The sequence below is a fragment of the Clostridium lundense DSM 17049 genome (genome assembly GCF_000619945.1).
In the GTDB taxonomy this organism is placed as follows: Bacteria; Bacillota; Clostridia; order Clostridiales; family Clostridiaceae; genus Clostridium_AO; species Clostridium_AO lundense.
Map to the genome: position 1 here is coordinate 419,229 of NZ_JHVC01000001.1, position 11,825 is coordinate 431,053.

9 protein-coding genes are annotated in these 11,825 nt (G+C 26.9%); 7 read left to right on the plus strand and 2 right to left on the minus strand.

All coding sequences use genetic code 11. The features are described 5' to 3' along the window. The first annotated feature begins 52 nt into the window (after positions 1-52). The 6 genes from T514_RS0101955 to T514_RS0101980 all read left to right on the plus strand — a co-directional run bounded on the left by T514_RS0101955 (position 53) and on the right by T514_RS0101980 (position 8,557). Positions 53-2,035, plus strand: coding sequence for an ATP-dependent helicase (locus tag T514_RS0101955; protein WP_027623231.1), 1,983 nt, complete (start codon positions 53-55; stop codon positions 2,033-2,035). 187 nt (positions 2,036-2,222) lie between these two features. Then, on the plus strand, positions 2,223-2,522 hold the full coding sequence (locus tag T514_RS0101960) for a hypothetical protein (protein WP_027623232.1): 300 nt from the start codon (positions 2,223-2,225) through the stop codon (positions 2,520-2,522). A 96-nt stretch (positions 2,523-2,618) separates the two neighbouring features. Further along, positions 2,619-4,721 carry a cell division protein FtsA gene (locus T514_RS0101965; protein WP_027623233.1) on the plus strand — a complete coding sequence of 701 codons (2,103 nt, stop codon included), beginning with the start codon at positions 2,619-2,621 and terminating at the stop codon, positions 4,719-4,721. 1 nt (position 4,722) lies between these two features. Then, positions 4,723-5,922, plus strand: a complete 1,200-nt coding sequence (locus T514_RS0101970) for a M20 metallopeptidase family protein (protein ID WP_027623234.1) — start codon at positions 4,723-4,725, stop codon at positions 5,920-5,922. Positions 5,923-5,967: 45 nt separating this feature from the next. After that, positions 5,968-6,930, plus strand: a complete 963-nt coding sequence (locus T514_RS0101975; protein ID WP_027623235.1) for an RluA family pseudouridine synthase — start codon at positions 5,968-5,970, stop codon at positions 6,928-6,930. Between the two features lie 19 nt (positions 6,931-6,949). Next, positions 6,950-8,557: a putative polysaccharide biosynthesis protein gene (locus T514_RS0101980; RefSeq protein ID WP_027623236.1), complete on the plus strand. Its 1,608-nt coding sequence runs from the start codon at positions 6,950-6,952 to the stop codon at positions 8,555-8,557. Positions 8,558-8,730: 173 nt separating this feature from the next. On the opposite strand, the gene spoVB is transcribed toward T514_RS0101980, so the two are convergent. Together spoVB and T514_RS23700 are read right to left on the minus strand one after the other, a co-directional pair. Then, a complete protein-coding gene (gene spoVB / locus T514_RS0101985) occupies positions 8,731-10,230 on the minus strand; it encodes a stage V sporulation protein B (RefSeq protein ID WP_027623237.1) in 1,500 nt (499 codons plus the stop codon). 161 nt (positions 10,231-10,391) lie between these two features. Continuing rightward, positions 10,392-11,255, minus strand: a complete 864-nt coding sequence (locus T514_RS23700; protein ID WP_051541711.1) for a LysM peptidoglycan-binding domain-containing protein — start codon at positions 11,253-11,255, stop codon at positions 10,392-10,394. A 209-nt stretch (positions 11,256-11,464) separates the two neighbouring features. On the opposite strand from T514_RS23700, the gene T514_RS0101995 reads away from it, so the two are divergent. Continuing rightward, the gene (locus tag T514_RS0101995) at positions 11,465-11,695 is read left to right on the plus strand and encodes a TIGR04540 family protein (protein ID WP_027623238.1); all 231 of its coding nucleotides are present in this window, start codon (positions 11,465-11,467) and stop codon (positions 11,693-11,695) included. The last annotated feature ends 130 nt before the right edge of the window (positions 11,696-11,825 follow it).

The following is an 11,825-nucleotide window of genomic DNA, read 5'->3' on the forward strand; positions in this document are numbered from 1 at the left end:
ATTATTACAAGTTTATATAGAAAAAAGCATAATTAAAAGGGGTGAATTATTATTGCATTTTGAAAAATTAGATTGCTATCAGAAAAAAGCTGTTACTATAGATAGAGATAATGTTTTAGTAGTAGCACCACCTGGTAGTGGAAAGACATGTGTAATAATCAATAGATTAATATATTTAGTGAAGGAAAAAAAAGTATCACCTAAAAATATTGCTGTAATAACCTTTACAAAAGCTGCAACAGATAATATGAAGAAAAGATATGAGAATATATGTAAAAGTAAACACACACCTTTTTTTGGAACTTTTCATAGTTTTTGTTATAGAATATTATATACCCAATTTAAAAAAATAAAACTAATAAATGAAAAGGAAAAGTATGATTTATTAGAAGAGATTTTAAAGGATTATATAAATAACCTTAATGAAGAAAAAATTAAAGGAGTGTTGAATTGCATTTCTTTATATAAAAATAATAATTCGAAGATAGAAGAAATTAATTGTATAGTGTCAAAGGAGATTTTTTATAATTGTTATTTGGAATATGAAAATTATAAAAATAATAATGGTTTATTAGATTTTGATGATTTACAAATAGGATGCAGAAATATTTTAGAAAAAAATAATAATATTCTTTATGAGTATAGAAAAAAATTTTCATATATTTTAGTGGATGAATTTCAAGATTGTGATAATATACAAATAAATATATTGAGGCTATTAAATAAAAATAATTCCTTGTTTGCAGTAGGAGATGAAGATCAGTGTATATATGGATTTAGGGGATCTAAACCTGAATGTATGGTGAATTTTAATCAATATTTTATTCATGGAGAAAAGATATTTTTATATAAAAACTATAGAAGTGGAAAAAGTATAGTAGAACTATCCAAAGGACTTATAAAAAATAATAATTTGAGAAACAACAAAAAAATTATTTCGTATAATGATTTTTTAGGAGAAACTAATTTAGTATTTGTAAGGGATGAAAAAGATCAGTGTAATAAAATATGTGATAGTATAAGATATTTAATGAATAAAAAAAGTTATTCATATAATGATTTTGCTATTTTATACAGAAGAAATATTGAATCTATATCTGTAATGGATAATTTTTTAAAAAATGATATACCTTTTAAATTACTACAAGGACAATTTAATATATATGATCATTTTATATATAAAGATATTATTGCTTATTTAAAGTTAGCTTTAAACAAGGAGGACAAAAAAAGTTTTATAAGAATTATAAATAGACCTTTTAGATATATAAGTAAAATAATTATAAATAAATTGTTAGATAACAATGTTAGAGATAATTGTTTTGATATAGTATGCAATGAGGATATTTCTATAATGAATCTAAAGACAATAAGGTTCTTAGAGAGGCAAATAGATAAATTAGCTCTTATTCCTTTTAAGAAAAGTATATCCTATATATTAAATAATATAGGATATATTGATTATATTGAATACTATAGTAATAAATATAAAGTAGACAAGGAAGAATTTTTATATTTAATTAATAGCATAGAAGAATGTATTAAAGACTTTTCTTCTATTAAAGATTTTATAAATTATATAAAAAAGGTACATAATAAAAATAGTTCTAGAGAAGAAGGGGTAACCATTAGTACAATTCATGGAGTAAAGGGAATGGAATTTAAAAATGTTTTTATAATAAATTGTAATGATGGAAATATACCATATACTAAGGATATGAATTCAGATATGGAAGAAGAAAGAAGATTGTTTTATGTAGCTATTACTAGAGCTATAGAAAATGTAATTGTTTTTGTACCTGAAAAAAGTAAAGAGAGATATATACTACCTTCTAGATTTATAAATGAGTGTAATTTATCACATAATAATGTCTATGAATATAAAAAAGGTGATAGGGTGGAACATTTGTATCTTGGCAAAGCTGTAGTAGATAAGGTTGAACAGGATAAAATAAGTTTAGTATTTTCTAATAAAATGATTAGAAAGTTTTATACAAATATTATAAAGCTGAACAATCTAATAAAGAAAGAATAAATATGTAGAAATATGAAGAAAGATAATTATAAATAATAAAAAATGCAGAAAAAATACGTATTTATATGAGAAATGTAATATAATAATAAGTATATACTATGTTATATAATTGACATAAAAGAAATATATGATATACTAAATAGTGAGTTTGTTTTCTGGCTTTCAAATATGTTAGGAGGGGAAGTTTATGATAGCTTTCAAACAGATGTGGGATGATGTAACAGATATTATTTCAAAAGATAAAGTTGAAGATCTTCAAATAGTTGAAAAATACAGCACTGGATTTATCGTACATGATAATGCAATCAATCATTTTGTAGATAAGCAGGATTTTATTGACTTTTGGTGTAACATATTATATTTTAATGAAGTAACAATGGAAAGCCTATATAAGAAAGAAGAATCAAAATTTAAGTATGTTTATGCGGTGGTGAAGAATTTACCATACATAAATGAAAACTGTGGTAGGATAAAGTTAATGGAGTAGTTTGTTGAATGTTTGAAAATAATGTTATATAATTTTATTAAGCTCATATTCTAAGAATATGAGCTTTTAAATTGTAAAAAAAAGAGGTAAATTGTTATGATAGATACAAATATAAATATGCAGGATATAATATTTGCCTTAGATATAGGCACTAGATCTGTTATAGGAACTGTTGGAACTGTAAAGGATAAAAAGTTTTATGTAATAGGAGAGGTATACATAGAACATGAAGAAAGGGCTATGATTGATGGGCAAATTCATGATATTTCATTAGTAGCAAAGACTGTAAACAAGGTGAAATGTAAATTGGAAGAAGAATTAAATATTCAATTATCCAATGTATCCATTGCTGCTGCTGGAAGATTTTTAAAAACTATTGTAGTAAATACTGAAATTAATTTAGAATATGATAGAGAAATAGATAAAGATTTAGTTAGAAGTTTAGAGCTTACTGGTATAAAAAAAGCAGAAGAAGAAATAAACAAAAACACAGATGGTAAATTATATTGTGTGGGATATAGTGTTATAAACTACTATTTAAATAGCTATGTAATTAGTAATTTAATATCTCATAAGGGAGAGGAAATAGCAGCAGATGTAATAGCTACGTTTCTTCCTAGATCTGTAGTAGATAGTATATACTCAGTTATGGACAAAGTGGGACTAAAGGTAGTAAATATGACTTTGGAACCAATAGCGGCTATGGAAGCAGCTATACCTCAAAACTTGAGATTATTAAATCTTGCTTTGGTAGATATAGGAGCAGGTACATCAGATATTGCTATAAGTAAAGATGACACTATAAGTGCCTATGGAATGGTTTCTTTAGCTGGTGATGAGGTTACAGAAATTATAGCACAGAATTGTTTAGTAGATTTTAATACTGCTGAAGGTATAAAAAGACAGTGTAAAGATAATGAGACAATAAAATATATAGATATTTTAGGATTGGAAAATGAGATAAGTTCCCAGGAAATAAAAAACATAGTAAAACCAGTAGTGCAAAAAATATCCCAGGAAATAGGAGAAAAAATTATTGAATTAAATGGAGGAAAATCACCTAATGCTGTTTTTTTAGTAGGTGGAGGAGCCCATACCTTGGGATTAAAAGAGGCTTTAGCCAATAAATTAAATATTCCTATTCAGAGGGTTGCTATAAAGGGAAGAGATTCTGTAACAAATTGCATTTGTAAAAATAATGATTTGGGAAGTATCGGTGTTACAGTATTGGGTATTGCATTAATATCTATAAAAAAATTAGGACATGACTTTATTGATGTTATGTTAAATGGAAATATAATAAGTTTATTTAATTCACATAAACATACGGTTATGGATGTCATGCTTCAGGCGGGTATTAACCCTAAAATGCTTATAGGTAAGAATGGTAAAAATATAAAATTCACTCTAAATGATATTAAAAGAGTTGCATTTGGTTCTTTAGCCACTAATGCAGAGATAATAATAGATGGCAAATTAGAAAATATTGACACAGAAATTAGAGAAGGACAAAATATACAAATTACTTTTGCTAGAGATGGAAAGGATCCTCATGTTAGAATTATGGATTATATTCAAAAATTATATTCCATAAGTTTCTATTTAAATGATATAATACATAGTATTCAGCCCGTAGGAATAATTAATGGCAAAAGGGTTAGTATAGAAGAAGATATTAAAGATGATGATAGTGTACAAATAATAAATGCAGAAACTTTAGGAGATTTTATAAAATATTTTGAACAAAATTCAGTACAATACAAATACTATTTAAATGGAATAGAATTAAATGATGATTATATTATAAAAGAAGGAGATAGAATATATAAAATAAATAACAGTGAAATAGTAGATGAAATAGTAGATGAAAAAGTAGATGAAAAAATTATTGTAGAGGAAGTAGCTATTGATAAAAATATACAAAATCTAGATCAAATTGAAAAAATAGAGAAAGTAGTAACAATAGATGAAGATAAAACTAATACTAATAGTGATGAAGAATTTGAAGTTACTATAAATGGAGAAAAGTTTAATTTAAAGGGAAAGAAGCAGTATGTTTTTGTAGATGTTTTTAATTATATAGATATGGATTTAACTAGAGTTCAGGGAACATTGGTATTAAGATTAAATGGAGAAAGTGCAAATTATAATAGTTTATTAAAACCAGGTGATCAAATAGAAGCAAGATGGGAGAATTAATATGAAAGAAAAATATTTTGATTTCTTAGAGGAAGCAAATAATATAAAAGATACCATAATAAATTGGAGAAGAGATTTTCACATGCATCCAGAACTTGGTTATGAGGAAAAAAGGACATCTTCCATTATAAAGGAATTTTTAAATAATAATAGAATTCAATATACAGAAACTGCGGGTACAGGAATTTGTGCTGTGATTAAAGGAAAAAGTGAAAAAACTATAGCTATAAGAGCAGATATGGATGCTCTTCCTCTACAAGATAATAAAAATTGTAGCTATGCTTCACAAATTCAAGGAAAAATGCATGCTTGTGGTCACGATGCACATACTGCAATACTTTTGGGAACAGCATTGATTCTGAATAATATGAAAGATAAATTAAATGGAAATGTAAAATTATTTTTTGAGCCAGCAGAGGAAACTACTGGGGGAGCTAAAATTATGATAAAAGAGGGAGTATTACAAAATCCTCAGGTAGATGCAGTTATTGGGCTACATGTAGATGAGAATATTAATTGTGGAAAAGTTGGCATAAAAAAAAGTGTAGTAAATGCAGCTTCTAATCCCTTTACTATAAAGATAAAAGGAAAGGGAGGACATGGAGCAAATCCACATACAACTATTGATCCAATTTTTATAAGTGCTAGTGTTATTGTAAACTTACAGTCTATAGTAAGTAGAGAATTACCTCCTCAGCATCCAGCAGTGTTAACAATAGGTTCTATAAATGGAGGTACTGCGCAAAACATAATTCCAGAAGAAGTTACTATTTCAGGTATTATAAGAACTATGACCAGTGAAGATAGGGAGTATGTAAAGAGAAGAATTCTAGAAATAACAGAAGGAGTTACTAATTCTTTGAGAGGAAAATGTGAAATAACTATAGATGAAAGTTATCCTTGTTTATATAATAATGATGATATGTATGATTTGTTTTTACATAGTGCCTCAAAGATAGTAAAAGAAGATAATTTAGTGAAATTAGATAATCCTAATATGGGAGTAGAAAGCTTTGCTTACTTCTCTATGGAAAGGCCATCATTGTTTTATTATCTAGGGGTAAAAAATGAAGAAAAAGGGATTGTAAATCCTGCCCATGGAAGCTTATTTGATATTGATGAAGATAGTTTACCTATTGGTGTAGCTATACAATGTCAATTGGCAGTTGACTTTTTAAATAACATAAATTTTAAATGGTAATTATCACAATAATTATATGCAAAATTTTTTTGAAGGAGTGTTCAAATGAGAGTTGAAATAGGAAATAATGAAGCAGGACAAAGAATTGATAAGTTTTTAAGAAAATGGTTAAAGGATGTACCCCTAAGTGCTATTTATAAAAGTATTAGAAAAGGTGATGTAAAAGTCAATGGTAAGAAAATTAAAGAAAAATATTCTTTAAATTTAGGAGACGTAGTAGAAACTAGAGAAATTGTAACTGAAAAAGGGAAAGATAAAAAATTTATTAAAGTTGAGGATTTTAATAAAATAAAAATCACCTATGAAGATGAAAACATGTTATTGGTAGAAAAATGGCCAGGAATTTTAGTTCATTCCGATAAAAAGGCAGGGGAACCAACTTTAACTGATTATGTGTTGACTTATCTATGTGATAAAGGAGACTATATTCCTGAAAATGAAGTGACCTTTACACCAGCTTCTTGTAATAGATTAGACAGAAATACTTCTGGTATAGTTATATTTGGTAAAAATTATGAAGCTTTAAAGTTATTAAATGAAATGGTGAGGGAAAGAAAGATAAACAAATATTATCAGGCGTTAGTACTTGGAAAGATTAAAGATGGAATTTATGAAGCATATATATTAAAAAATAATGAAAACAATATATCTACTATTCATGATAAGAAAGTTAATGGAAGTAAAAAAATTGCTATGGAAGTCAAAACATTACAAACTTGTGGTCTTTATTCCCTAATTGAAATAGATTTAATAACTGGAAGAAGTCATCAGCTAAGAGCACATTTAAATCATTTGGGGAATCCTATAGTAGGAGATAGCAAATATGGTAAAAGTAAAATTAATAGTTTCTTTTATAATAAATATGGTATAGACTATCAATATCTTTATGCATACAAGTTGATATTTAAAGATTGTCCAGAAAAATTTAATTACATGAAAAATAAAACAATAGCTGAAACTCTGCCTCCTGTTTTAAAGAAAATTAAAAATGATGTTTTTAAGTTTTAATGAATAAGGAGAATTAAAAATGAAGGACCAATCAACTACTAAAGGTTTTGCTGTATTATCGGCAGCAGGTATGATAGTTAAGGTGTTATCCTTGCTATACATACCTTTTTTAAAGAGTATTATAACAGATGAGGGATATGGAGTATATGGAGCAGCTTATTCTGTATATGTATTTATATATGTAATTACTAATTCGGGAATTCCAGTAGCTATATCTAAACTGATATCTGAATTAACAGCGGTAAAGAATTATAAGGATGCAGTAAAAAGTTTTAAAATATCAAGATTTATATTACTATTAATAGGTAGTTCTATGACTATTTTAATGATAATATCTGCTAGATTCTTATCCCAGTCTGTGCATTATGATAAAGCGTACTTATCAATCCTTGCTTTGTCACCAGCTATATTATTTACATCTATAGCCTCAGCTTATAGAGGATACTTTCAAGGATGGGGAAATATGGTTCCTACAGCGGTTTCTCAAGTAATGGAGCAAATTATAAATACTATTTTCACATTAATATTTGCAGCGCTACTTATGAAATATGGAATAGAAGCTGGATGCGCTGGTGGAACTATAGGGACTTCATTAGGGGCTTTTGTGTCAGCTGCCTATTTAATAATGTACTATGAAAGGCATAAAAAGATAAAAGTGCCTAAAGGCTATAATGAAATGGAAATAAGAAGACTGAGTACAAAACAAATATTAAGAAAAGTTATTAGCTATGGTGTACCAATTACTATATGTGTGGGTATGACTTATGCTGGGAATCTAATAGATGTAGGAAACACAAAGGCAAGACTTATAGCTGGAGGAATACCAGACGAATATGCTTCTACCTTATTTGGTTATCTTGTGAAATACCAGCAACTTTTAAATGTACCTATTGCTATAGTAACATCTTTAGCAGTAGCGATCCTGCCTTCTATATCTAGTGCTGCTGCACTAAAAGACAAAGGACAGGTAAGAGATAAAATCAAATATGCATTTAGACTATGTTTTTTAATAGCTATTCCTTCTGCTTTTGGACTAGCAGTCTTAAGTGAACCTATATTTTCTATGTTGAAATTTGGAGAAGGTTCATTCTTAATGAAGTATGGTTCAATAGTACTTGTTTTAATGTCTATAATGCAAATTCAAACTACTATATTACAAAGTATTGGAAAGCTGTATACTGCCACTATTTATTCTGTTATTGGTATAGCATGTAAGTTATTAGCTAACTATTTCTTAATATCTATCCCAGAAATTAATATACTTGGAGCGGTATATGGTAGCATCATAGGATATACTATTCCGATAATTTTAAATAGTAGAATGTTAAAAAAATCTTTAAGTATAAAATTTAAAATGTTAAGTCATGGATTAAAACCAGCACTTTCAGCAGTAGTTATGAGTATTGTAGTTTATGTCACATATACTTCTATAAATTTACTTTATAATTTTGTGGGGATGGCATATTTAATTAATGCTTTAGCTACAGTTATATCTATAGTATTAGGAATTTATGCTTATTTATTCTGTTTAATACTCACAGGGGGAGTTACTATGGCTGATTTCAGATATTTTCCATCGAAATTTATGAAAGTAATACCAAAGTTTATGATGGAAAGAGTTAGATAGATAAGTGAAGAACTAGAAATTTGGAGTGAAAAGTTAAGGAAGATTATTTTTAACTAATAGATAAAAATAATAAGGCTTTTCAGTAATGATAGTATTGATAATGTAAGAAAAGCTTCCTTCACTATTCACTTTTGCTCTTCACTTTTCTATATAAGTAAGTGTAAAGTTCTTTTTTATTTACTTTCTTTAATCATAATGTTTGCTATAAATATTAATGAAAAACTAGTGATTATCATAACTATATATTTAAATACATATAGGCTATTTGGAAGCACATTTTTAAGTATATTAAGTACAAAAAACATTAATAAGGAAGTAAGTAGAATTATTAAAATTTCACTTCCATTTATATCAATAAAATAAGTTTTTCTTATTTCATAAATATTTAAAAATATAGTAGTTAAAGAAGTAATTGTAATAGTTAATGCATATCCATATATATTTATGGTTGGAATTCCAACTAAAATAAACAATAAAACTATTTCTTCTATGGATACAATTAGAGAGTTTCTAAGCAATTTTCCTTGCTTTCCTAATCCGTTTAATATACCAAAGGTAGTAGCTGATGGATATAGAAAAGGGGCAGCTAAAGAAGAAAATAAGATGTATTTTCCAAGGTCATCTCTTTTAAAAAATAACATACCTAAAGAATCTGGAATAGTTGTGCATAAAAGCATAGTTGAAAGTCCTAATAAAAAGCTTATTTTAAATACAGTCTTGATCCTATCCTCTGTGCCCCAATAGTCTTTATTGCTAACACTTTGAGATATATCTGGAATTAAAATAGTTGACATAGAATTTACAACAAGCATTGGGAAAAAAACTATAACTAAACTCATACCTGTAAACTTGCCTATAGTAGATAAAGCAGAACTATAATCAAAGCCAGCATGAATTAATCTTCTAGGTACTAACAATGTAGAAACGGTGGATAGCCCTGTAGATAAAAATCCATTTAAGCATAGAGGGAAAGATATAGAAAGAACATTAAATAATAATTGAGCTCTACCTTCTTGGGAATAGGGACTATAAGGGTTTTTATTGCTATTTATTTTATAGAATAAATATAAAAAAAATGTGCTTGTAAATTCTCCTAAAAGTAAAGCTATATATGCAAAAGTTACTGTATCCTTTATTTCATTTAATGACAATATGGTAGTTATTACCACTATAAACACTATTCTTAAGGCCTTTTCTGATATATCTATAAAAGCTGGTATTTTAATTTTAGATATACCATAAAAGTATCCTTTTAATATAGAAGATATAGCTATAAATACCATAGCAGGACAAATTATTTTTAATGCATTAGCGGATCTAATATCTTTTATTATGTATTTGCTAATAGAATCAGAGTTTATAAAAACAAAGAAAACTACAATTAATGACCATACTATGTCAAAAACTATGGATGTATCTATAGTTTTATTTAAATTTCTATAATCTTTTTTATTTATAAACTCAGCAGATACTTTGGAGATAGCAGCAATCATTCCACCAGATATTAAACATATAAATAAATTATATATAGGCATTATAAGTCCATATAATCCCATACCTTCAGCACCTAGTTTATGCGATAGTATTATAGAAAAGGTAAATCCAAGAATTCCAGTAGTAAGATTAGATAAGGTTAATATAAAAGAATCCCTAAAAAAGGTGTCTTTTTTCATAATATAAAACTCCAAAAATTATTAACAATAAATACTTATTCAGAGAAAAGTTAAATATTACAAAATAAAAACATTGAGAAAAAACTTTTTATATAGTATAAAGCACAGATAAAGAGGAATTTTCCCTATTATCTGTGCTCTAGAAAAGTGCTATGCACTTTTTAAAAAGATTGTCCATTAGCTAAACGAATATTTTTTTCATGACTTGGTGATAGTTCATTTGTATTATGGCTCGTACTATTATGAAAATATAAGTCAAAATGACCATCTACACCATTATCATATATATTGGTTGTAGAGTGAGGCATACCAGCCATACTTACTGCCATTTCATAGGATTTTCCTCCTTGGGAAAAGCATAATAACATTGGTCTATTTGCCCAAGTCCAAGTTGGGAAAATCTTTTTTATATTTGCAGTATCATCTTTAGTAAGAGGAACTATATCTGCATGATTTGAACCACCATAATATTTAATATTAAAGCACACTCCTGTATTTAAATCTTTTAAAGTGCCAATAGTATCAACTGTAAATAATCTTCTACCATTTTCCCAATTATATATATCTCCATAATTGTTATTTAAACGAGGCTTGTCCATACTTATTCCAATAGGTGTTACCACAGTAGTTGAATTTACTGGTATAGTTAAGATTTGGCCAGGCATTATATTTGTACTTTGAAGATAATTACTTTTCATTATAGTATCCATAGTTGTACCATATTTATTAGCTATTGACCAAAGATTATCTCCAATTACTACCGTATAATTTATTGTAGTTACTCTATTATCTGGAATGATTAATTTTTGACCAATCATTATTGAAGTATTAGTTAGATTATTAATCTGCATAATATTTTGTATAGAAGTTTTATATATAGTAGAAATTTTCCATAATGAATCACCACTTACTACGGTATAAGTTATAAGATTTGAATTAGTGGTTGTGGATACCAGAGCAGAAGCTTTAATTGGTATATTACATAGTACAAGGGCTAAAGCAAATGCAATGAATTTTTTTTTCATGTGTATTCCTCCTTATAATATGATAATTAATATAAACATTATCGCCTAATTTTTTAAAAGAGTTAACTGGGAAATAGAGGGGGATATTTTGAGTTTAGATTATATATAAAATATTAAGATTGTTTATTTATTTTTTTATATCATGAAATATGATATAATTATTTTTTGTAGATAAATAGTTAGTGAAATAAACTATGGAGGAAAATAAAATGAGAACACTTTATAAAAATCCAAAGGAGTTAGCAATATGTTTAAAGGATCTAGTAGATCTATATTTAGAGGATCTTATGGAGTATGAAAAATTAGAGGAAAAAGTAACTAGAATTGTACATGCTAATGAGGATAGATTTTATAAGAATGGAGTTATAGAGATTAAAATATCTAATGTACTAGGAAATCTAAGAATGGATATTATAAGTAAAATATTATTAGAAAATTAAAATTAAATGTAGACTAAAACATTAAAAATAGATGTTGACAATATATACTTTTAGAGTTTGTACATTTTTGAAGGATTAGTCATTGGATAAAGAATAACCTCTATCTAAATTAGTTTTTAATATTAGATAG

Excerpts from the sequence above, each read along its gene's own strand:
- T514_RS0101980 (WP_027623236.1), top strand. The coding sequence starts at position 6,950 with ATGAAGGACCAATCAACTACTAAAGGTTTTGCTGTATTATCGGCAGCA.
- T514_RS0101960 (WP_027623232.1), top strand. The coding sequence starts at position 2,223 with ATGATAGCTTTCAAACAGATGTGGGATGATGTAACAGATATTATTTCA.
- spoVB (WP_027623237.1), bottom strand. The coding sequence starts at position 10,230 with ATGAAAAAAGACACCTTTTTTAGGGATTCTTTTATATTAACCTTATCT.
- T514_RS0101975 (WP_027623235.1), top strand. The coding sequence starts at position 5,968 with ATGAGAGTTGAAATAGGAAATAATGAAGCAGGACAAAGAATTGATAAG.
- T514_RS23700 (WP_051541711.1), bottom strand. The coding sequence starts at position 11,255 with ATGAAAAAAAAATTCATTGCATTTGCTTTAGCCCTTGTACTATGTAAT.
- T514_RS0101965 (WP_027623233.1), top strand. The coding sequence starts at position 2,619 with ATGATAGATACAAATATAAATATGCAGGATATAATATTTGCCTTAGAT.
- T514_RS0101970 (WP_027623234.1), top strand. The coding sequence starts at position 4,723 with ATGAAAGAAAAATATTTTGATTTCTTAGAGGAAGCAAATAATATAAAA.
- T514_RS0101995 (WP_027623238.1), top strand. The coding sequence starts at position 11,465 with ATGAGAACACTTTATAAAAATCCAAAGGAGTTAGCAATATGTTTAAAG.